The sequence below is a fragment of the Pseudomonas sp. C6002 genome (genome assembly GCF_013385805.1).
Lineage (GTDB): Bacteria > Pseudomonadota > Gammaproteobacteria > Pseudomonadales > Pseudomonadaceae > Aquipseudomonas.
Genome location: NZ_JACAPH010000030.1, coordinates 563,284 through 584,805 on the forward strand (window position 1 = coordinate 563,284; position 21,522 = coordinate 584,805).

The following is a 21,522-nucleotide window of genomic DNA, read 5'->3' on the forward strand; positions in this document are numbered from 1 at the left end:
CCCGCTCCCACATTTGATGGGGTTTGCAAAACGGGTTTAGAAGTCGCCCCAGAGTTGTTGAGCCACCGCCAGCGCCACGACTGGCGCAGTTTCGGTACGCAGCACCCGTGGGCCCAACCGTGCGGCATGAAACCCCGCACCTTGTGCCGTTTCGACTTCGCCATCAGTCAATCCACCCTCCGGCCCGATCAGGAAGGCCAGGCTCCCAGGCTTGGCGTGGCTCACCAGGGGCTCGGCCACCGGGTGCAGCACCAGCTTCAAATCCGCTTCGGCCTGTTTCAACCAATCCGCCAGCAACAGCGGTGGGTGAATCACCGGCACTCGCGAGCGACCGCACTGCTCGCACGCGCTGATCGCCACCTGGCGCCAGTGCTGCAGGCGTTTGTCGGCGCGTTCGTCCTTGAGGCGCACTTCGCAGCGGTCGCTGAAGATCGGGGTGATTTCATTCACCCCAAGCTCGGTGGCTTTCTGGATCGCCCAGTCCATCCGCTCGCCACGGGACAGGCCCTGGCCGAGGTGAATCTGCAATGGCGACTCGACCTGCCCGGCGAATGTTTCGGTGACTTGCACCACCACGCGTTTTTTGCCGACTTCCAGCAAGCTGGCGCGAAACTCCTGTCCGGAACCGTCGAACAACTGCACGGGGTCGCCTTCGCTCATGCGCAATACGCGGCTGATGTAGTGCGCCTGGGCTTCCGGCAACTCGTGGTCGCCAAGGCTCAGGGGGGCGTCGACAAAAAAGCGGGACAGTCTCATTTCTGTTCTCTGGAAATAGTGTGCAGGGCGGACGCGGAGCGTCCATGGCTGCATTCCCACGCGGAGCGTGGGAACGATCAACTCAATCAGCCCGGATCACGAAACCCCGGGTGGAAATCCTTGGGCACCGCCACGCTGACCTTGCTGTTGGTGGCAATGTCGATCCCTTCGCTGGCCACTTCAGCCAGGAAGTCGATCTGCTCCGGGGTGATCACATACGGTGGCAGGAAGTACACCACGCTGCCCAACGGCCGCAGCAGAGCGCCTCGCTCCAGCGCATGCTCGAACACCTTCAGGCCACGGCGTTCCTGCCACGGGTAGGCGGTCTTGGTGGCCTTGTCCTGCACCATCTCAATGGCCAGCACCATGCCGGTCTGGCGCACTTCCGAGACGTGCGGGTGGTCCACCAGGTGCGCGGTGGCGGTGGCCATGCGCTGGGCCAGGGCCTTGTTGTTTTCGATGACGTTGTCTTCTTCGAAGATATCCAGGGTCGCCAGGGCCGCCGCACAGGCCAGCGGGTTGCCGGTGTAGCTGTGGGAGTGCAGGAAGGCCCGCAGGGTCGGGTAGTCGTCGTAGAAGGCGTCGTACACATCGTCGGTGGTGACCACCGCGGCGAGCGGCAGGTAGCCGCCGGTCAGGGCCTTGGACAGGCACAGGAAGTCCGGGCGGATGCCGGCCTGTTCGCAGGCGAACATCGTACCGGTGCGGCCAAAGCCCACGGCGATTTCGTCGTGGATCAGGTGTACGCCATAGCGGTCGCAGGCTTCGCGCAGCAGCTTGAGGTACACCGGGTGGTACATGCGCATGCCGCCGGCGCCCTGGATCAGCGGCTCGACGATCACGGCGGCCACGGTGTCGTGGTTTTCGGCCAGGGTCTGCTCCATGGCCAGGAACATGTTCCGGGAATGTTCTTCCCAGCTCATGCCGTCGGGGCGCAGGTAGCAGTCGGGGCTCGGCACCTTGATGGTGTCCAGCAGCAGGGCTTTATAGGTCTCGGTGAACAGCGGCACATCGCCAACCGACATCGCGGCGATGGTTTCGCCGTGGTAGCTGTTGGTCAGGGTGACAAAGCGCTTTTTGTTCGGCAGGCCGCGGTTGAGCCAATAGTGAAAGCTCATCTTCAGCGCGACTTCGATGCACGACGAGCCGTTGTCGGCGTAGAAGCAGCGGGTCAGGCCTTCGGGGGTCATCTTCATCAGGCGCTCGGACAGCTCGATTACCGGCTGGTGACTGAAACCGGCGAGGATCACGTGTTCCAGCTGGTCGACCTGGTCCTTGATGCGCTGGTTGATGCGCGGGTTGGCGTGGCCAAACACGTTGACCCACCAGGAACTGACGGCGTCGAGGTAGCGTTTGCCTTCGAAGTCTTCCAGCCAGATGCCTTCACCGCGCTTGATCGGGATCAGCGGCAGTTGCTGGTGGTCTTTCATCTGGGTGCAGGGATGCCACAGCACCGCAAGGTCGCGTTGCATCCACTGGTTATTCAAACCCATGTTCATTCTCCTCGAAGCGGCTCGCGACGTGCGCGGGCGAAACAATCGCGCAAGCCTATGCAATGCAGGCCTGTGTCACAACCCATTGCGAGTCTGAAGCGTAAATTGGTGGTAAACGCAGGACAGTCCGTCACGTTTCTTCTGGATAGTCCTTAATCTCTTGTTAACTTACTCTGCATACGCTCTTGATCGTATTTCTCGATATTTCAAAGCGAAATTTTCCGCTTTAATTCGATAGGTAAATCGATAGTCTTGCCACAGCTCTTACGGGATTTGGGACATGCAACTACGTAATTCACCGGCCCGCTATGGCTGGGTCAGCATCGTTTTGCACTGGGGCGTGGCCCTGGTGGTGTTCGGTCTGTTCGCATTGGGCCTGTGGATGGTCGGTCTCGACTACTACAGTGCCTGGCGCAAAGACGCCCCGGACCTGCACAAGAGCATCGGCATTACGCTGTTCGCCATCATGCTCGTGCGGATCGTCTGGCGCCTGGTCAGCCCGCCGCCGCCACCGCTTGCCAGCTATAGCCGCATGACGCGTCTGGGGGCTGCGTTTGGCCACGCGTTCCTGTATCTCGGGCTGTTTGCCGTGATGATTGCCGGTTACCTGATTTCCACCGCAGACGGTGTCGGGATCCCGGTGTTTGGCTTGTTTGAGATTCCTGCGCTGGTTTCCGGGCTACCGGACCAGGCAGACACTGCAGGCGTGGTGCATTTGTACCTGGCCTGGGTATTGGTGGTGTTCGCCGGCCTGCATGGCGTGGCCGCGCTGAAACACCATTTCATTGATCGTGATGTGACCCTGGTTCGTATGCTGGGGCGCAAAGCCTGATGTTCAACCTCGACTCACAAGGAATAGAAAGCATGTTGAAAAAGACTCTCGCCGCTCTGGCCATCGGTTCTGCCCTGCTGACTGCCGGTCAGGCGATGGCAGCTGACTACGTTGTCGACAAGGAAGGCCAGCACGCCTTCGTTGACTTCAAGATCAGCCACTTGGGCTACAGCTTCATCACCGGTACCTTCAAGGACCTGGACGGCAAGTTCAGCTTCGATGCTGCCAAGCCTGAAGACAGCAAGATTGAGTTCAACGTCCGCACCGCCAGCGTGTTCACCAACCACGCCGAACGTGACAAGCACATCGCCAGCAAAGACTTCCTGGACGTTGGCAAGTTTGCCGATGCCAAGTTCGTCTCCACCAGCGTCAAGACCACTGGCAAGAATGCCGCTGGCCAAGTCACTGCTGACGTGACCGGCGACCTGACCTTTCACGGCGTGACCAAGCCGATCGTCGTCAAGGCGACCTTCCTGGGTGAAGGCAAGGATCCATGGGGCGGCTACCGTGCCGGCTTTGAAGGTACTACCTCCTTCAATCGCCAGGACTTCGGCAAGCAGATGGACCTGGGCCCAGCGTCCAACAACGTTGAGCTGTACGTGACGTTTGAAGGTGTGAAAGCGAAGTAATTTTCGCCGGCCACACAAAAATGCCCCGGATCTCGCGATCCGGGGCATTTTTTATGGCGCTTTGAAAACTCAGCGGTTGCGGGTCAGCAACGCCGGTTTTTCACCACGTGGACGGCCCGGCAGTTGATCCAACTGCTCAGGTGTCAGCGTGCGATCGCTTTTCGACTCTTTGTGGATGATCTTCGGTGCCGGGCCGCCGCGCGGGTTTTGCACCGCTGGCTCCGACAGACGAGGTTGATCATCACGCGCCGGGCGACGGTTGCGCGACTCTTCGCGACGGGCCTGGCCGTCACGCGGTGCACCGTTGCGCGGGCCGCTGCGCTTGGCAGGCGGGGTGCCGGTGGTGGCGCCGTTGCTGCTGCGCGGACCGTTCTGGCGACCTTGTGGCTGCCCGCCGGTACGCGGAGTACCTGCGCCTGCGCCCTGGGCCGGAGCGCCCGGACGACGACCACGGCCCTGGGCCGGCTTGGCCTGGGGCACGTAGTCAACGCGGTTACCGAAGTTGTCCACATCGTCGTCCAGGAACTCGTCCGGAGCACGGTCGGCAGCAGCACGTGGCGGCTGGCTCGGCTGGCGCTGTTCGCGGGCCGGGGTGCCTTCACGGGGCTTTTGCTCACGGGCCGGGCGTTCGCCACGGCCATTGGTCGCAGCCTTGTCCTTGCCGCCCTTGTCCTTGCCCTTGTCTTTACGACCGCCACCGCCACCGCCACCGTTCGGGCCATCGCCCTTCGGACCGCGTGGGTTGTTGCGCGGGTTGCGCACGTCCGGACGCTCGCGCACTTCAGGCTTCTCGGCCTCAACGGCGCTGGAGTCGAAGCCCATCAGGTCGCCGTCGGCGATTTTCTGCTTGGTCATGCGCTCGATGCTTTTCAGCAGCTTTTCTTCGTCCGGTGCGACCAGGGAAATGGCCTCGCCCGAACGACCGGCCCGGCCAGTACGGCCGATACGGTGCACGTAGTCTTCATCGACGTTTGGCAGCTCGAAGTTGACCACGTGGGGCAGTTGGTCGATGTCCAGGCCGCGAGCGGCGATGTCGGTGGCGACCAGGATGCGCACTTCACCGGCCTTGAAGTCGGCCAGGGCTTTGGTGCGGGCATTCTGGCTCTTGTTGCCGTGGATCGCGACGGCGGTGAGGCCGTGCTTGTCCAGGTACTCGGCCAGGCGGTTGGCGCCGTGCTTGGTGCGGGTGAACACCAGCACCTGTTCCCACGCGCCGGCGGTGATCAGGTGGGCCAGCAGCGAACGCTTGTGGGCGGCCGGCAGGCGGAATACGCGCTGCTCGATACGCTCGACCGTGGTGTTCGGCGGCGTGACTTCAATGCGCTCGGGGTTGTGCAACAACTTGCCCGCCAACGCGGTGATGTCGTTGGAGAACGTGGCCGAAAACAGCAGGTTCTGGCGTTTGGCCGGCAGGCGCGCGAGGACCTTTTTCACGTCATGGACAAAGCCCATGTCGAGCATGCGGTCGGCTTCGTCCAGCACGAGGATTTCCACGTGGGACAAATCGACGCTGCCTTGGCCGCACAGGTCGAGCAAACGACCCGGGCAGGCAACCAGTACGTCGACACCACGGGACATGGCCTGAACCTGTGGGTTCATGCCGACGCCGCCGAAGATGCAGGCGCTGACGAACTTCAAGTCGCGGGCATACAGCTTGAAGCTGTCATGCACTTGGGCGGCGAGTTCGCGGGTAGGGGTCAGGACCAGTACGCGCGGTTGGCGCGGGCCATGACGCTGGGATTTGTCCGGGTGACCGTTGGGGAACAACCGCTCCAGGATCGGAAGGGCGAAGCCGCCGGTTTTACCAGTACCTGTCTGAGCCGCAACCATCAGGTCGCGGCCTTGCAACACGGCGGGAATGGCCCGCTGTTGCACCGGAGTAGGCTCGGTATAGCCCGCTGCCTCGATGGCGCGGACTAAAGCCTCGGAGAGACCGAGGGAAGCAAAGGACATGAGTAATCCTGTTTTAGTTAGGGCTTGGCCCAGAGGGATAGTCTTGCCTGGCGTGAATGGCGTTTAGATGAACGCAATCCCGTCCGGTCCTGCTGGGGCTGGCGGGCACTCAGACGGCTCGCGCGGGCTTGAAAGCTGCGCTGTAGCGGGGTCGGGTGCCTTTTGCAAGACCGAAGCGTCCGGGCGTAAGCCTGGCGGAAAGGCCGGAGTATAACAGAGCAATCACTCTGCGCCGCTTTCCTGCTGCTCAACGGTGCGTACGGGCAGGGCTGATGCGCTGGTTTGCGGGCTGCTGCCCGCATATTTGGCACTCAAGGCCGCGTAGGCAGGCTCTTGCTTGAAGCGTTTGAGTTCGGCGGCGAAGCGTTGCACCAGCAAATCCATGCCGGCACCGCGGCGCACGGCCAGGAACTGTGGCTGGCTGCTGACTACCTGGGGTGCCTGGGTGACCTGGTCCTCAAGTCCAAGGGCCTTGAGTACATGCTGGCCAACCCGACGGTCCGTGATCACCAGGTCGATCCGGCCAAGGGCCAGTTTGCCGAAGTTGGCCTCATGGCTGGCGGCCGGCTCCTGCTTGAAGAGGGTGGACTCGCTGAATTCGGCGCCATAGAGGTAGCCTGGCGAGGTGCCGATGGTCAGGCCGCGCAGGTCGTCGAAGGTCTGGAACGGGTGTGGGCGCTGATTGGCGTAGAACAGCACGAACTCCACCTCGGACAGCGGCTCGGTGGGGTACAGCAGCACCGCGTCGCGTTCGTGGCTGTGGAAAATATCCAGTGCGCCATCGGCCTGGCCTTGGTCGAGCATCGCCAGGCAGCGCTTCCAGGGCAGGAATTGCCAATCCACATCGATGCCCAGGCGCTGGAACACGATCACCGTGGTCTCGTAGTCGAGCCCGCGCATGGTGCCGTTGTCGTCGTAGACGTAAGGCGCCCAGGGCTCGGTGACAATGCGCAGTTTCTCGCCATGGGCACCGAGGCTCAGGCAAGCGAAAAGAACAGCAGTCAATAACCGGAAAGTGACAGGCATACCCTGAGATTACGACTGTATCGGGCTAAAGAGAAGCTCTGGCACCGTGATCTGCGGGCACCCGCCAGGTTTACTTGCCCGGAGATTTGATCAGGTGTTCGTAGATCGCCTCGCGCCGCTCGCCGAGAATCAGCCGCACCACGGGATTGCCAAACCAGTGCTCCAGCAGATGGGCATCCACCGGTCGACCCTGGCGCTCTTCCTGGTTTTGTCGGGCCTTGTCCCACCAAACCGGGCCACACGCCTGGTCGAACTCGTTTTCATGTTCGTAGCAGCCGTAGAGGATTTCCCGGATGAACTGCTGTTGGTGCTTGGGCAGTGCCAGGGTGATCAGCTTGTACATCAAGCGTTGCAGACGAGGCGGGCGGGGCAGGTGGGCGGAAACCTGGCGCGTGTCATCGAGGGCCGTGGCGCTGGTGGGGTTTGCCCCATGCTTGGCGATCCACGCCTTGACCTTGGCCCGGAACAGCTGTTTGCGGCTCCAGTAATGGTGGATCAGGTCCGGGCATTCGCGCACGTTGAGGGTGCGATAGGCGGCAATGGACAGGCAGAACTCTTCCAGGGTGTAGGCGCCCTGGGCATGGGGAAACAGTTCGTCCATCAACTCGATCGAGCGGTCGAGGATGTGCGCGTCCTGCTGCGTCAGGCCCATGACCCCTGAATTGAGGGTCATCATGTCATCGTCGGCCACGCCCATGTCCAGCAGGCGCTGGTACAGGGCGCTGTACAGAATGCTTTCGTGGTTGTCGCCGTACTTGGTGTAGAAGGCGTTGCACAGCAGAGTGCCCGGTTGCACGCGTTCAAACAGCGCCAGGGGCGAATGATGGAAAAACGTATCGGTGTCGATCAGCAGCGCCACTTCGGATTCTTGCAACACTTGCCGCAGCACTACGTGCTTGGTGCGAAAGTGGTAGCCGTGAGGCTCGCTCCAGCGTTTGCGCGTGGCTTCGTCCAGCGGGCGTACCCGTACCGGCAGCAGGCGGTAGGGCTCGGGGTTGTCGGTGAAGACCTGGATGTCGATGCCTGTGTCCGGCTCGTCCCGCAGGAACGACAGGGCGCTGGCGATGCTGAATACCGCTTCCTGATGGTAAGTCTCTGCGCCGAACACCAGGTAGACCAGTTGCGGGCGGGACGTCGGGGCGGTTGTATTCATGGACTGCAGAATTCCGTGGGCGTTTAGAACGGCAAAGGCCCTCATTATGAGGGCCTTTGCATTTCGGAACAGACCTTAGCGTGGCAGCTTCAGGTTGTTCCAGACAGCGAGGCTTGGCTCAGCCTGGTTCAGGGTATAGAAGTGCAACCCTGGCGCGCCACCTTGCAACAATTGTTCACACATTTCGCTGATGACCTGTTCGCCGAACGCCTGGATGCTCTTGACGTCGTCGCCGTAGGCTTCCAGTTGTTTACGAATCCAGCGTGGGATTTCCGCGCCGCAGGCGTCAGAGAAGCGCGCCAGTTTGCTGTAGTTGGTGATCGGCATGATGCCCGGCACGATCGGGATGTTCACGCCCATCGCTTGTACACGCTCAACGAAGTAGAAGTAGCTCTCTGCGTTGAAGAAGTACTGGGTGATCGCGCTGTTGGCGCCGGCGTTGGCCTTGCGCACGAAATTCTGCAGATCGTCTTCGAAATTGCGCGCCTGGGGGTGCATCTCCGGATAAGCGGCCACTTCGATGTGGAAGTGATCGCCGGTTTCTTCGCGAATGAAGCTCACCAGGTCATTGGCGTAGCGCAGCTCGCCGCTGGCCATGCCCATCCCGGACGGCAGGTCACCGCGCAGGGCGACGATGCGCTTGATGCCGGCTTGCTTGTATTGGGTCAGCAGGCTGCGCAGGTCGGCCTTGCTGTCGCCCACGCAGGACAAATGCGGAGCTGCAGGTACTTTGACTTGGCTTTCCAGCTGCAGCACGGTGTTGATCGTGCGATCGCGGGTGGAGCCACCGGCACCGTAGGTGCAGGAGAAGAAATCGGGGTGGTAGCTGGCCAACTGCTTGGCAGTTGCCATCAGTTTTTCATGCCCAGCATCGGTCTTGGTCGGGAAGAACTCGAAGCTGTAGCGACGGTCTTGGGACATGGTCATACCTATGGAAACTCATAAAGCCAGAAGGTGCACACCGTCAATGTGGGAGCGGGCTTGCTCGCGAAGGCGGTATGTCAGTAGTAGATAAGTCGACTGACACACCGCCTTCGCGAGCAAGCCCGCTCCCACAAAAGCCTGCCCCCCACATGGGGAGCAGGCAGCAGGCAAATCAGTAGCGGTAAGCGTGCGGCTTGAACGGGCCTTCGACCGTCACGCCGATGTAGTCGGCCTGGGTCTTGGTCAGTTGAGTCACTACGCCGCCGAAGCCGCGGACCATTTCCAGGGCCACTTCTTCGTCGAGTTTCTTCGGCAGTACTTCCACGGTCAGGCGCTCGGCTTTCTGGGCGGGCGACAGGTCGGCGTATTTCTGGCCGAACAGGAAGATCTGGGCCAGTACCTGGTTGGCGAACGAGCCATCCATGATGCGGCTTGGGTGGCCAGTGGCGTTGCCCAGGTTGACCAGACGGCCTTCGGCCAGCAGGATCAGGTAGTCATCGTTCTGCGGGTCGAAATCGCCAGCACCGGTACGGTGAACCTTGTGTACCTGTGGCTTCACTTCTTCCCATGCCCAGTTCTTGCGCATGAAAGCGGTGTCGATTTCGTTGTCGAAGTGACCGATGTTGCACACCACGGCGCGCTTTTTCAGGGCCTTGAGCATGTTCGAGTCGCACACGTTCACGTTGCCGGTGGTGGTCACGATCAGGTCGATCTTGCCCAGCAGGGCCTTGTCGATGCTGGCTTCGGTGCCGTCGTTCTGGCCGTTGATGAACGGCGAAACCACTTCGAAACCGTCCATGCAGGCTTGCATGGCGCAGATCGGGTCGACTTCGGAGACTTTAACGATCATGCCTTCCTGACGCAGGGACTGGGACGAACCCTTGCCCACGTCACCGTAGCCGATCACCAGCGCTTGCTTGCCGGACAACAGGTGGTCGGTGCCGCGCTTGATCGCATCGTTCAGGCTGTGACGGCAGCCGTACTTGTTGTCGTTCTTGCTCTTGGTCACCGAGTCGTTGACGTTGATGGCCGGGATTTTCAGCTCGCCCTTGGCCAGCATGTCCAGCAGGCGGTGTACGCCGGTGGTGGTTTCTTCGGTCACGCCGTGGACGCGGTCGAGGATCTGCGGGTATTTCTTGTGCAGCAGCTCGGTCAGGTCGCCGCCGTCGTCGAGGATCATGTTGGCGTCCCATGGCTTGCCATCCTTGAGGATGGTTTGCTCCAGGCACCACTCGTACTCTTCTTCGGTCTCGCCTTTCCAGGCGAACACGGCGATACCGGCAGCAGCGATAGCGGCAGCGGCCTGGTCTTGAGTCGAGAAAATGTTGCAGGACGACCAGCGTACTTCGGCACCCAGGGCAACCAGGGTTTCGATCAGCACGGCAGTCTGAATGGTCATGTGGATGCAGCCGAGAATCTTCGCGCCCTTGAGCGGCTGCTCAGCGGCGTACTTGCGACGCAGGCCCATCAGGGCTGGCATTTCGGATTCGGCGATAAAGGTTTCGCGACGGCCCCAGGCAGCGAGGGACATGTCGGCGACTTTGTAGTCGGTAAAACCTGCAGGCGTGATTACAGCGCTCATGAAGAGCCTCCATTCGTAGTGTGCGAATGGGCGCCGTTGTGCGTTTAGTATCCAGCTGGCTAACCAGGCCGGACAACGCCCCATCCGAGCCTGACAGGTCGAGCCTGCTGCAGCGCCCCTCGGACAGGTGGCGGGAGAACGGTATCAATCGAAGATGACCGTTTTGAAGCGGAGGCGATTATAGCCGCCTGCGCCTGACTTCTAAAGCCTTTCTGTCGGCGGCATGAAGATCGCTCATGGGGTTGATAGGCAATGGCTCATAGAGCTTGGGCCCGGCCTCTGCCATGATGTTGCCCATCATTTCGCAACACGCTTTGGAGTGAACATGAACTTCCACACCCGCAAATGGGTAAAACCCGAAGACCTCAACCCCAACGGCACCCTGTTCGGTGGCAGCCTGCTGCGCTGGATCGACGAAGAAGCGGCCATCTACGCGATTGTCCAGTTGGGCAACCAGCGGGTGGTGACCAAGTACATCTCCGAAATCAACTTCGTCAGCGCCTCGCGCCAGGGCGACATCATCGAACTGGGCATCACCGCCACCGAGTTCGGTCGCACCTCCATCACCCTGACCTGTGAAGTGCGCAACAAGATCACCCGCAAGAGCATTCTGACGGTGGAAAAAATGGTCTTCGTGAACCTGGGTGAAGACGGGTTGCCAGCGCCCCACGGCCGTACCGAGATCAAGTACGTGAAGGATCAGTTCCAGTCGGAAGGCCTCGGCGAGTAATCCTGCGCAGGGCCAGTGAACGCTCTTGATCAACCATAGGTCGTACCTGAACATCGCCCCCCCGTTCAGGTATCACCATGGCCACGCAAGAAGACGGCAAGACCCCCAATCTGTCGCAGGAAGAACAGCACGACGTCGACAAGAACCAGCCGCCTCGCGCGGCGGTTCTGCATGAAATCATCCGCACTCAAGGCGACCAGGAACTGGAGCGCAACGTCGCCGCGTTGTGGTGGTCGGCGCTGGCCGCCGGCCTGACCATGGGCCTGTCACTGATGGGCATGGGCTTGCTCAACTCGCGCCTGCCGGATGGCGAAGAGTTCAAGGTGATCGCCAGTTTTGGTTACTGCGCCGGCTTTCTTGCCGTGATCCTCGCCCGTCAGCAGTTATTCACCGAAAACACCCTGACCGCGGTGTTGCCGGTGATGAGCAAACCCACGCTGAAGAATTTCGCACGCCTGCTGCGTTTATGGGCCGTGGTGCTGGTGGGCAACCTGTGCGGCACCTTGCTGGTGGCGTACGTGATGCTGCACTTGCCGATCTTTGACACCAAGACCGACCTGGCCTTCCTGGAAATCGGGCGCAAGGTCATGGAAAACGACGCCTACCAGATGTTCGCCAAGGGCATCGTGTCGGGCTGGATGATCGCCACCATGGTGTGGATGATCCCCTCCATGGAAAGCGCCAAAATCTGGATCATCATCCTGATCACCTACCTGATGGCACTGGGAGACTTCACCCACATCGTGGTGGGCTCGGCGGAAGTGTCGTACCTGGTATTCGCCGGCGAGCTGCCGTGGAAAGACTTCTGGCTGGTGTTCGCCGGGCCGACGCTGGCGGGCAATATCATCGGCGGCAGCTTTATCTTTGCGCTGATCAGCCATGCGCAGATTCGCAGCGAAAGCAGCCTGCCGGGCAAAGCCGCTGCGGACCCGAGGCATCCGCAGCAGATCAACAAGGGTCAGTGAGTCTCCGGCGCCGCAGCAGGCGCCGGCTCATCCTTGGTCACATGCTTGACCAGCTTGCCGATGCTCAAGCCCTGCAACAGGATGGACGACAGCACCACGATGTAGGTGATACTCAGCAGCAAGTCACGCTCCGGGCCCAGTGGCAGGGCCAGAGCCAGTGCCACGGAAACCCCGCCGCGCAAGCCACCCCAGGTGAGGATGCGGATGGTGCCGCGGGGCACCGTGCGCCAGCGGCGCAGCAGCAGGATCGCCGGGGCCACCGTCAGCAGGCGTGACAACAGGATTGCCACGGCCAGCAAACTGGCGGCCAACACGTGCAGCCAGTTGAACGGCAACAGCAGCAGTTCCATGCCGATCAGCGCAAACAGCAGGGCGTTTAGCATGTCATCGAGCAGTTCCCAGAAACCGTCCAGGTAGCGCCGGGTCATGTCGTTCATCGCCAGCTTGCGGCCGAGGTTGCCGATGATCAGGCCCGCCACCACCATCGCAATCGGTGCCGAGACGTGCAGTTCAGTGGCCATCGCCGAGCCGCCGATCACCAGGGCCAGGGTCAGCATCACTTCGATCTGATACTGCTCGATGCTCTTGATCATCAGGTACACGATGTAGCCGATCAGCCCGCCAAACACCACGCCGCCAATCGCTTCATGGGCAAACAGCATGGCCGTGGCGCCGACCGTAGGCGTCTCGCCCAGTTGCGCGATGCCCAGCAACACGGTGAACACCACCACCGCCGTGCCGTCGTTGAACAGCGATTCGCCGACGATGGTGGTTTTCAGTGGTTTCGACGCATTGGCGGTCCGCAGCACACCGAGCACGGCGATCGGGTCGGTGGGGGAAATCAGCGCGCCGAACAGCAGGCAGTACAGGAAACTCACGTGCCAGCCGAACAGGGCAAAGATGTAGAAGGCCAGGCTGCCGATCACCACCGTGGCAATCAATACGCCGAAGGTGGCGAGCAGGCCGATGGGCCAGCGGTAACTGCGCAGGTCGCTCAGGTTGACGTGCAAGGCGCCGGCGAACAGCAGGAACGAGAGCATCCAGTTCATCAGCAAGTCGCCGAAGTCGATCTGGCCGATCAACTGCTGGATGCGCTCTTCAAGGCCGGGGTAGCCGATAAAGCTCAAGCCTTGCAGCAGCAGGGAAAACATCAGCGCCGTCACCATCACACCAATGGTGGGCGGCAGGCCGATGAAGCGGTAGTTCACATACGTGAGCAGGGTGGTGAGGCAAATAAACGCAGCGACAAGTTCAAGCATCCGGGGTCCTTGGATGGAGGAGTGAGTAGAGATCATATGTGGGAGCTGTCGAGCCCCAGCGAGGCTGCGATGGCATCACCTGGGTGAGGCTGCAAGACCGCAGCGCCTGTATCGCAGCCTCGCTAAAGCTCGACAGCTCCCACACAGAACACATTTATCAGTTGGCTACGTTGACCGCAGCAGGGCGACGACGTTGCAGGTCGATGAACAAAAGTGCCGCCACCACCATCCCGCCGATCCAGGGCACCGGGCGGCATGCGAGGATCTCCTTCGGTAATCGCGGCGCTCTGATCAGGCATACGCAGGCCGACGCCCGGATCGGCGAAGATCGGGCAGCGGCAAAAATTTATTGGTCCAGGTCTTTGCGCAACTGAGTGCGGCGTGGTCGGCTTTAGTATAAACAGGTGCTGAAATATGACGAATCAATTCCGCTTTTTATGACTGGGGAGTCACCGTGATTGCAACAGCTCTGGTACTGGTAGCGGCGTTGTTGCATGCGACGTGGAACACCTTGATCAAATTCAGCGGCGAGCGCCTGTTGGTCATCGCGTGCATGGACACGGTGGCATTGCTGTTTGTGGTGCTGGCGGTGGGGTTTGTATCGTTTCCGCCACTGGAAATCTGGCCGTGGATCATCGCCTCGGCGTTGTTTGAGTTGCTCTACCGCTACCTGCTGATCCAGGCCTATCGCGTGGGTGACCTGGGCCTGGTGTACCCATTGATGCGCGGCTTGTCGCCTTTGGTGGTGCTGGCGCTGACGCTGGTGTTTGCCGGTGAGGTGCTCAGTACCCAGCAGATTCTCGGCATTCTGCTGATCCCGTTCGGCATGCTATGCCTGTTGTGGCAGGGCGGCGGTGGCGACCGGTTGCCCTGGTCGATGCTGCCGGTGGTGGCGTTGATCGGCCTGTGTATTGGCTGCTACACCTTTCTGGATGGGCAGGCGCTGCGGCGCTGGTCACACCCGCTGGACTACCTGGTGTGGCTGACGCTGATCAGTGCGTGGCCGTTTCCGTTGCTGGCGATGGTGCGCAAACGGGCGGCGTTCGGGCTGTTCTGGCGCACGCAGTGGCGACTGGGGCTGAGTGTCGGGTTGTGCGTGTTGTTGAGCTACGCTCTGGTGCTTTGGGCCATGCAGTTGGGCTCGATTGCCGAAGCCGCCGCGCTGCGCGAAGTCAGCGTGATCCTGGTGGTGCTGTTCGGCATGCGTTACCTGAAAGAACCTTTCGGCCGCCCACGGCTCATAGCCTGTGGGTTGGTGCTGATCGGCATGTTCGTGATGAAACTCTAACCGTCGGATAAAACTAAAAAAGGAATGGGTTATGACAGTCGCTTTCTGGTGTGTGTTGATCGCAATTTTTCTGCCGTACCTGTGCACGGGCGTGGCCAAGTTCAGCGGCGGCAAGTTCGGGCCCCGGCAGAACCATGACCCGCGGGCGTTCCTCGACACCCTCGAGGGGTTTGCCAAGCGCGCCCACAGTGCGCAACTCAACAGCTTCGAAGTGACCCCGGCCTTTGCGGCCGCGGTGATCATTGCCCATCTGGCTGGCGTTGCGTCGCTGGTGACGATCAACGTCCTGGCGGTGCTGTTCATCACCAGCCGGTTGCTCTACATCATCTGCTACCTGGCGGACTGGGCGATGCTGCGGTCGGTGGTGTGGGCGGTGGGGATGGCGTTGATTGCGAGCTTCTTCTTCGTCTCGATCTAAAGCCTGACACTGTTCAAATGTGGGAGCGGGCTTGCTCGCGAATGCGGTGAGTCAGTCACCGGATGTATCGACTGATCCAACGCATTCGCGAGCAAGCCCGCTCCCACACAAGCCCGCTTCCACATAGGTCAGTGGTGTTCTTCAGGTGCCTGTCGGCGCGTCCGGCACTTTTGGCAACGCTGCGCCTTTGGGCCACAGCATCCAGATCTGGCCCTGCTGCTTCATGTTGCCCGCCAACTCGCCGGCGGCATCACCGGTTCCCCAGAACAGGTCGGCCCGCACTTCGCCGGTAATTGCACCGCCGGTGTCCTGCGCGGCCACCGGGCGGGCAATCGGTGTGCCGTCCGGTCGGGTAGTCGACAGCCATAACAGGCTGCCCAGTGGAATCACCTTGCGATCCACCGCAACGCTATACCCCGCAGTCAGCGGCACGTTCAGCGAGCCACGCGGGCCTTCGTTGCTGTCGGGGCGGGCACTGAAGAACACGTAGCTGGGGTTGCTTGCCAGCAATTCAGGAATACGCTGCGGATGCGCCTTGGCCCAGGCCGCGATGGCGCCCATGGTCACGTCTTCTTTTTTCAGCTCGCCCTGCTCCACCAGCCAGCGGCCGATGGGGCGGTACGGGTATCCGTTCTGGTCGCCGTAACCCACCCGCAATTGGCGGCCGTCGGCCAGTTGGATACGACCCGAACCCTGGATCTGCAGGAATTGCAGGTCCATCGGGTTGGTCAGCCAGGCGATGGGCTTGGCGGTGGAGCCTTGGTGGTTGATGGTGCTGGCGTCGTCATAGGGTTTGAGTACCCGGCCTTCCAGGCGACCGCGCAGGCGCTTGCCCTTGAGCTCCGGGTAGATGCTTTCCAGGTTGACGATGATCAGGTCATCCGGTACGCCGAACACCGGTACATGGGCGGTGGCGGTTTCGGTGAGGCTGCCGGGGTAAACCGGTTCGTAGTAGCCGGTGATCAGGCCATTGGGGCTGTTGTCGGCCGAGCGCAAGCCGTAGACATCGAGGTTGGCCTTGAGGAAGTCGCGAATCGCCACTGCCGTCGACGGCACAGTGGCCGATGCCGCGCACGTCGTGCCCCACACCGGGTCAGCCTTGAGGCGTTGACAGGCACTGCGCCAGGATTCAAAGCCGGCTTGCAGGTCGCTGTCCGACACGGCCGGCAGGTTTTCCCAGGTAGCGCCAACGTAGGTGGCGATGGCGTGGGGCTTGGCTTTTTCGTCCTTGCCGGTGTCGCAACCGGCCAGCAGCGCGATCATTGGCAGGGCCCACACGAGGCGGCGCCAAGGCTTAAAACGGGTATTCATACACAAAATTCCTGAAGTGATTGCTCGTATCGGCTGGCGTTCGAGCAACCCTTATTATTAATAGGGGTATTGGTCTTTGCGGGCGGGGCGAGGATACTGGCCGCCGTTTCCCGTGACCTTGAGCCATCATGACTTTTAAAAGACTGACCGTTGTATTGCTGGCCTGCCTGACACTGTCCGCCTGCGGCGGGGTTGATCCGAATTCGCCCCTTGGCCAGCGCAAGGCCATTTTCAAGCAGATGCTCAAGACCGGCGAAGACCTGGGCGGCATGTTGCGTGGGCGCATTCCATTCGACGGCGGCAAATTTGCCGAAGGCGCGGTCAAGCTTGATGCGTTGTCCCACGAACCGTGGAAACATTTCCCGAGCGTGCGTGAAGAAGACCACACCAGCGCCAAGGACGACGTGTGGCAGCAGCAGGCACGCTTCCAGGAAATGGCTCGAAACCTTGAAACGGCCACCGGTGAATTGGTGATCGCCAGCCAGGTCCAGCCCTACAAGGCCCGCAACCTCGGGCCGGCGGTGCAGAAAGTCGAAGATGCCTGCACCGCGTGCCATAAACAGTTCCGCGATCACTGAGGCCGTCTTACTTGTCCAGTTCGTCCAGGGCTTCCTGCAAGTCCTTGCGTGACTGGGCCAGCTTGTCCTTGCGCTTGTTGATCTTCTCGGAATCACCCTTCTTCATGGCCTTGTCGAGGTCAGCCTGACGGCGGCTGACTTCGTGCTTGGCGTCGAGCACCTTGTTTTCCCGCTCCTTTTTCAAGGAGGCATCGGTGCAGTTGGCGGTGACTTCACTCAAGGCTTTTTCCAGGCCGGCTTGTTGCTCACTGTTGCCGTGGGCCTTGGCTTGTTCGATCTGGGTGCTGATGGACTCGCGCTTGGCGGCGCAGCCTGTGAGTGGCGCAGCTTCCTCGGCTGCCAGCAATGGCGCGGACATAAGGGTAGCGACGGTCAACAGGGCAAAAGGTGCAAGAAATTTCATAAAGGCTCCAAGGCAAACAAGGTCGCAATCAGGTGGGCAGGATGAATTCTGCCGGCACCGGTTAATGCCGTCGGGCAGAGGTCAAAAACCATCTATCCCGGCAGCCCGTAATGTTTCACTCAAGGCCAGCACCTGCGGGTCGCGAAAAAAGGCGCTCAGTTGCGCCGCGCGACCCGGGCCTATGCCGTCTTCGGCCAGCCAGGCTTGAGTGTCTCTGGCGGCCAGGGTTTGCCAGCCGCCTTGTAGATTGTTGCGGGCCGTGGGCGGTACTCCCAGGGCCATCAGCCATTGCGCGAACGGTCGCTGCCGGGCGCTGCGCAAGCTGTCGAGTAAACGCGCACTGCTGCGTTCGCCGAAGCCATCAATGTTAGCAAGCTCTGCCTCATCCAGGGTTAACCAATCGAGCAGGCCGTCGATCAGGCCGGCCTGGATCAAGGTGTTCCAGGTTTCGCGGCCGATGTGTGGCAGGGCCAGGCCCTGGGCGCCGCTCAGCCAGGTCAGGCGCGCGAGCAGCTGTTCTTCGCAACCCGGGGCCAGTTGCCAGCAACTCAAGGGGTGGAAGTCCCTGGCCTGCGGGACCTGCAACTCGGCCCGTGGCTGGCTGCGCAGGATGACGCGGTCAAGGCGTGGGATGACGTGCCCGGCGAGGCTGATGGAGACCTGGTCGCCAGTACGGATATCCAGTTCCCGCCAGCGTTTCAGGGAACCGACACTGACCCGGCTGATCTTCCGGTCATCGAGCAGTACCGGTTCCAACTCCAGGATGGAGGTGATGCGCCCGGTGCGGCCAATCTTGAAGTGCACCTTGCGCACATGGGCCAATGCCTTGGCCACCGGGTACTTCCAGGCAACCGCCCAGTAGGGCGCGCTGACCCGCCAGCGCTCGGCCGGGGCCCGCTGGCCTTGATGCAATACCACGCCGTCGCTGGCGAAGGGCAGCGGGTGGCTGTACCAATAGCTGCGCCAGTGCGCCGCTTCGGTAATGTCCTTGATCGGGTGGCTGTAGCGCCCGCTGTCGGTGAAGCCCCACTGCGCCAGCTGGCTCAGCCGCTCGGAAAAGTCATCGGGGCCCTGGGGCCAGGCCCAGACAAACAGACCGATATTGGCGGCCTCGGCTTCGCTCAACTGCCGGCGATTCATCAGCCCGGCCACTTTGCCGCGGGCGCCGAGGCCACCTTTGGCAGCTTGCACATGGTCATTCAGTCGCCAATAGAGTTCGCCCTGCAACAGCAGGTCAACGGGCTCGGGCAGTTGCTGCACGATCCCCGGAATCCGGCGGGCGGAGGCTGACCAATCCTGGCCCAGCCGGCCATCGCCGCGACTGATGACCCGGCTCAAGCGGCCCTTGCGGTAAACCAGCGTGACGGCGACGCCATCGACCTTGGGCTGGATCCACACGTCCTGGCGAGTCCCCAGCCAGGTTTGCACGGCGTTATCGTCCAGCAGTTTTTCCAGGCCGGTGTGGGGCGTCGGGTGGGCGGTCGTGCCTCGCGCGCTGCCCAGCGGGTCGTCCGTGACTGGGGCGGAGGGAGTGAAACACCTGCGCCATTGGGCAAGGCGCTGGCTGGCCTGGTCATACAGCTCATCGCTGATCAATGACTGGCCGAGCCGGTGGTAGCTGTCATCCCACAAGCGGATTTGTTGCGCCAGGGTGCTGATCTGGGTCCGGGCGTGATCGGCCTCCCAGTCGGGGCACTCCTGCGACCACGCAGTGAGCGGCGAGAAGCTGAGTAAAAGGAAAAACAGCCAGCGCATAAGTGACGTCATCATGAGCATCCTTGCTCTGAAAAGGACGCCCAGCCTAAGCCATCCCTGCGGGCATAAAAAAGCCCCGCAACCGCGAGGCTTTTTACCCGATGTTTCTGCTCGTTTGAACAGAACGCGGGGCTTTGTGTACACCGTAGGACGATTACAGGCCGGCGGCAGTACGCAGGTCGTTGGCACGGTCGGTCTTTTCCCAGGTGAACGTAGTGAACGTGTCGTTGCCGACAGTCTTCTGCTCAGGGGTACGACCGAAGTGGCCGTAGGCCGCAGTTTCCTGGTACATCGGGTGCAGCAGGTCGAGCATGGTGGTGATTGCGTAAGGACGCAGGTCGAAGATCTCACGCACCAGCTTGACGATCTTGTCGTCGCTGATCTTGCCGGTACCGAAGGTGTTCAGCGAGATCGACGTAGGCTGGGCCACACCGATTGCGTAGGACACCTGAATCTCGCAACGCTCGGCCAGGCCGGCGGCCACGATGTTCTTGGCCACGTAACGACCGGCGTAGGCCGCCGAACGGTCAACCTTGGATGGATCCTTGCCGGAGAACGCGCCACCGCCGTGACGGGCCATGCCGCCGTAGCTGTCGACGATGATCTTGCGACCGGTCAAGCCGCAGTCGCCCACAGGGCCACCGATGATGAACTGGCCGGTCGGGTTGATGTGGAACTGGGTGTCCTTGGTCAGCAGTTCGGCAGGCAGCACGTGCTTGACGATCAGCTCCATTACGCCTTCTCGCAGGTCGGCGTAGGAAACGTCCGGGTTGTGCTGGGTCGACAGTACCACCGCGTCGATGGCGACGACTTTGCCGCCTTCATAACGGCAGGTCACCTGGGACTTGGCGTCCGGGCGCAGCCATGGCAATGCACCGGATTTACGGGCTTCGGCCTGGCGCTTCACCAACTGGTGGGAGAAGGTGATCGGTGCCGGCATCAGCACGTCGGTTTCGTTGCTGGCATAGCCGAACATCAGGCCCTGGTCGCCGGCGCCCTGATCTTCAGGCTTGGCACGGTCGACACCCTGGTTGATGTCAGGGGACTGCTTGCCGATGATGTTCATCACGCCGCAGGTCGCACCGTCGAAGCCGACGTCGGAGCTGTTGTAGCCGATGTCGATGATCACATCACGCACGATCTGCTCCAGGTCTACCCAGGCAGAGGTGGTGACTTCGCCGGCGATGATCGCCACGCCCGTTTTCACCAGAGTCTCGCACGCCACTCGGGCGAACTTGTCTTCAGCGATGATGGCGTCCAGCACCGCGTCAGAGATCTGGTCGGCGATTTTGTCCGGATGCCCTTCAGACACGGACTCGGAGGTGAAAAGGGAGTATTCGCTCATCTCGATGTTTTCCTGATATTTACCGATGGTGAGTGTCGCCAGCCGGCCGCTGAAAATGGCGGACCTGAATCTGGAAACCATTACGTAAACCTACATAGAGGCTTTCCCCGGGAACGAGTCCCGCAGCGGTGGCCCAACGGGCCAGATCGTCCTGTTCAAAACCCAGCCAGAGATCACCGCAGGCTTCCCTGGCCCAACTCTGGTTGTGGCTGCATAAATCCGTGACCAACAGGCTGCCGCCTGGTTGCAGCAAATTCGCCATCTGCCTGAGGGCGTCTGCCGGGGCGGCGAAATGGTGCAGGACCATGTTCAGCACCACGCAATCGGCCCGCAGGCTGGTGTCATTCAGGGCGTCCGCCAACTGCAGGTGGACATTGCCCAGCGCTTCGCGCTCACACAATTGGCGGGCCAGCTCCAGCATCGCCGGGCTGTTGTCCAGCGCCGTGACCTGATGAAAGCGCCGCGCCAGCTCCGGCAGGAAGCCGCCATCACCCGGGCCCACTTCAACCGCCGTAGCCTCATCACTGAAGCTCAGCTTGTCCAAAAGTGCCAGCACGCTTTCGCGGTATTGCGCCAAGCCGGCGATCAGATCCTGCTGGGCGCGAAACTTCTCGGCTACCCGTGAGAAAAAGTCCTGGCTGGCGGCAGCACGTTGCCCGTGCACCTGGCTGATGCGCGACTGCACGTCAGCCGGCAGCGCCAGGCTGTCTATTTCTTCGAGCAGAGCGGCGTGCAGCTTGCCGCCCAGTTGCTCGGTGTGGGGCAGGGCGCGACGGTAAAAAATCGCATTGCCCTCGCGGCGGGTCGCCACCAGGTCGGCCTGGGCCAGTACCTTCAAGTGGTGGCTCATGCCGGATTGGCCGATGGCGAAGATCTGCGCCAGCTCCAGCACCCCGAACGAATCGTTGGTCAGCGCGCGCAACACATTCAGGCGCAACGGATCGCCACCGGCCTTGCACAGGGCTGCCAGCTCGTCGCTGTCGTCGGGTCGAATGGAAGGTGCGCTCAGGTTCATAAGGCCAGCAGTCTAGTGACGGTGGGAAAACCCCGCAAGGGCAATATCAAAAAGTTTTGATATTGGTCGATAATCGGTGGTTATAAGCAGCCGCTATAACCCATGGA

Annotated in this window: 20 protein-coding genes and 1 riboswitch; of the genes, 7 read left to right on the top strand and 13 right to left on the bottom strand. The window is 61.4% G+C overall.

Annotated features, from left to right (window positions below; all coding sequences use genetic code 11):
- Nucleotides 1–36: 36 nt before the first annotated feature.
- Both HX817_RS22360 and HX817_RS22365 read right to left on the bottom strand, forming a co-directional pair.
- Entirely contained in the window at nt 37–756 is a 720-nt protein-coding gene (locus HX817_RS22360; RefSeq protein ID WP_087693231.1) for a 16S rRNA (uracil(1498)-N(3))-methyltransferase, read from the bottom strand.
- Between the two features lie 86 nt (nt 757–842).
- Nucleotides 843–2,249, bottom strand: coding sequence for an adenosylmethionine--8-amino-7-oxononanoate transaminase (locus HX817_RS22365; protein WP_177041220.1), 1,407 nt, complete (start codon nt 2,247–2,249; stop codon nt 843–845).
- A 280-nt stretch (nt 2,250–2,529) separates the two neighbouring features.
- Here HX817_RS22365 and HX817_RS22370 point away from each other — a divergent pair, with 280 nt between their 5' ends.
- Together HX817_RS22370 and HX817_RS22375 are read left to right on the top strand one after the other, a co-directional pair.
- On the top strand, nt 2,530–3,081 hold the full coding sequence (locus HX817_RS22370) for a cytochrome b (protein ID WP_003216842.1): 552 nt from the start codon (nt 2,530–2,532) through the stop codon (nt 3,079–3,081).
- Between the two features lie 32 nt (nt 3,082–3,113).
- Nucleotides 3,114–3,710 carry a YceI family protein gene (locus HX817_RS22375; RefSeq protein WP_003216844.1) on the top strand — a complete coding sequence of 199 codons (597 nt, stop codon included), beginning with the start codon at nt 3,114–3,116 and terminating at the stop codon, nt 3,708–3,710.
- Nucleotides 3,711–3,779: 69 nt separating this feature from the next.
- On the opposite strand, the gene HX817_RS22380 is transcribed toward HX817_RS22375, so the two are convergent.
- The 5 genes from HX817_RS22380 to ahcY all read right to left on the bottom strand — a co-directional run bounded on the left by HX817_RS22380 (nt 3,780) and on the right by ahcY (nt 10,348).
- Nucleotides 3,780–5,663 carry a DEAD/DEAH box helicase gene (locus tag HX817_RS22380; RefSeq protein ID WP_003216846.1) on the bottom strand — a complete coding sequence of 628 codons (1,884 nt, stop codon included), beginning with the start codon at nt 5,661–5,663 and terminating at the stop codon, nt 3,780–3,782.
- A 222-nt stretch (nt 5,664–5,885) separates the two neighbouring features.
- Complete coding sequence (locus HX817_RS22385; protein ID WP_177041222.1) at nt 5,886–6,689, bottom strand: ABC transporter substrate-binding protein; 804 nt, start codon at nt 6,687–6,689, stop codon at nt 5,886–5,888.
- A 70-nt stretch (nt 6,690–6,759) separates the two neighbouring features.
- Nucleotides 6,760–7,842 carry a hypothetical protein gene (locus tag HX817_RS22390; protein ID WP_102604135.1) on the bottom strand — a complete coding sequence of 361 codons (1,083 nt, stop codon included), beginning with the start codon at nt 7,840–7,842 and terminating at the stop codon, nt 6,760–6,762.
- Between the two features lie 75 nt (nt 7,843–7,917).
- On the bottom strand, nt 7,918–8,763 hold the full coding sequence (gene metF / locus HX817_RS22395) for a methylenetetrahydrofolate reductase [NAD(P)H] (RefSeq protein WP_008434100.1): 846 nt from the start codon (nt 8,761–8,763) through the stop codon (nt 7,918–7,920).
- Nucleotides 8,764–8,938: 175 nt separating this feature from the next.
- The gene (ahcY, locus tag HX817_RS22400) at nt 8,939–10,348 is read right to left on the bottom strand and encodes an adenosylhomocysteinase (protein WP_003216850.1); all 1,410 of its coding nucleotides are present in this window, start codon (nt 10,346–10,348) and stop codon (nt 8,939–8,941) included.
- A 21-nt stretch (nt 10,349–10,369) separates the two neighbouring features.
- A riboswitch (S-adenosyl-L-homocysteine riboswitch) is annotated at nt 10,370–10,475 on the bottom strand.
- Between the two features lie 198 nt (nt 10,476–10,673).
- Here ahcY and HX817_RS22405 point away from each other — a divergent pair.
- Both HX817_RS22405 and HX817_RS22410 read left to right on the top strand, forming a co-directional pair.
- Nucleotides 10,674–11,078, top strand: coding sequence for an acyl-CoA thioesterase (locus tag HX817_RS22405; RefSeq protein ID WP_003216852.1), 405 nt, complete (start codon nt 10,674–10,676; stop codon nt 11,076–11,078).
- A gap of 77 nt (nt 11,079–11,155) precedes the next feature.
- Entirely contained in the window at nt 11,156–12,043 is an 888-nt protein-coding gene (locus tag HX817_RS22410) for a formate/nitrite transporter family protein (RefSeq protein WP_008434095.1), read from the top strand.
- Here HX817_RS22410 and HX817_RS22415 read toward each other — a convergent pair.
- The gene (locus HX817_RS22415) at nt 12,037–13,302 is read right to left on the bottom strand and encodes a sodium:proton antiporter (RefSeq protein WP_008434094.1); all 1,266 of its coding nucleotides are present in this window, start codon (nt 13,300–13,302) and stop codon (nt 12,037–12,039) included. The two genes, HX817_RS22410 and HX817_RS22415, sit on opposite strands and share 7 nt — an antisense overlap.
- Nucleotides 13,303–13,756: 454 nt before the next feature.
- Between HX817_RS22415 and HX817_RS22420 the strand changes: the two genes are divergently transcribed.
- Together HX817_RS22420 and HX817_RS22425 are read left to right on the top strand one after the other, a co-directional pair.
- Nucleotides 13,757–14,590: an EamA family transporter gene (locus HX817_RS22420; RefSeq protein WP_063026578.1), complete on the top strand. Its 834-nt coding sequence runs from the start codon at nt 13,757–13,759 to the stop codon at nt 14,588–14,590.
- Nucleotides 14,591–14,621: 31 nt separating this feature from the next.
- Nucleotides 14,622–15,008: an MAPEG family protein gene (locus tag HX817_RS22425; protein ID WP_003216858.1), complete on the top strand. Its 387-nt coding sequence runs from the start codon at nt 14,622–14,624 to the stop codon at nt 15,006–15,008.
- Nucleotides 15,009–15,149: 141 nt separating this feature from the next.
- On the opposite strand, the gene HX817_RS22430 is transcribed toward HX817_RS22425, so the two are convergent.
- A complete protein-coding gene (locus tag HX817_RS22430; protein WP_177041224.1) occupies nt 15,150–16,319 on the bottom strand; it encodes a murein transglycosylase A in 1,170 nt (389 codons plus the stop codon).
- Between the two features lie 128 nt (nt 16,320–16,447).
- Between HX817_RS22430 and HX817_RS22435 the strand changes: the two genes are divergently transcribed.
- Nucleotides 16,448–16,897, top strand: coding sequence for a cytochrome c (locus HX817_RS22435; protein ID WP_177041226.1), 450 nt, complete (start codon nt 16,448–16,450; stop codon nt 16,895–16,897).
- A 7-nt stretch (nt 16,898–16,904) separates the two neighbouring features.
- Here HX817_RS22435 and HX817_RS22440 read toward each other — a convergent pair whose 3' ends face one another.
- The 4 genes from HX817_RS22440 to HX817_RS22455 all read right to left on the bottom strand — a co-directional run bounded on the left by HX817_RS22440 (nt 16,905) and on the right by HX817_RS22455 (nt 21,415).
- Complete coding sequence (locus HX817_RS22440; protein WP_177020228.1) at nt 16,905–17,300, bottom strand: DUF1090 domain-containing protein; 396 nt, start codon at nt 17,298–17,300, stop codon at nt 16,905–16,907.
- A gap of 81 nt (nt 17,301–17,381) precedes the next feature.
- Complete coding sequence (gene ligB / locus HX817_RS22445) at nt 17,382–19,067, bottom strand: NAD-dependent DNA ligase LigB (RefSeq protein ID WP_256348810.1); 1,686 nt, start codon at nt 19,065–19,067, stop codon at nt 17,382–17,384.
- A gap of 142 nt (nt 19,068–19,209) precedes the next feature.
- Nucleotides 19,210–20,400: a methionine adenosyltransferase gene (gene metK / locus HX817_RS22450; RefSeq protein WP_003216863.1), complete on the bottom strand. Its 1,191-nt coding sequence runs from the start codon at nt 20,398–20,400 to the stop codon at nt 19,210–19,212.
- A 19-nt stretch (nt 20,401–20,419) separates the two neighbouring features.
- A complete protein-coding gene (locus HX817_RS22455) occupies nt 20,420–21,415 on the bottom strand; it encodes a metalloregulator ArsR/SmtB family transcription factor (protein ID WP_003216864.1) in 996 nt (331 codons plus the stop codon).
- Nucleotides 21,416–21,522: the final 107 nt, after the last annotated feature.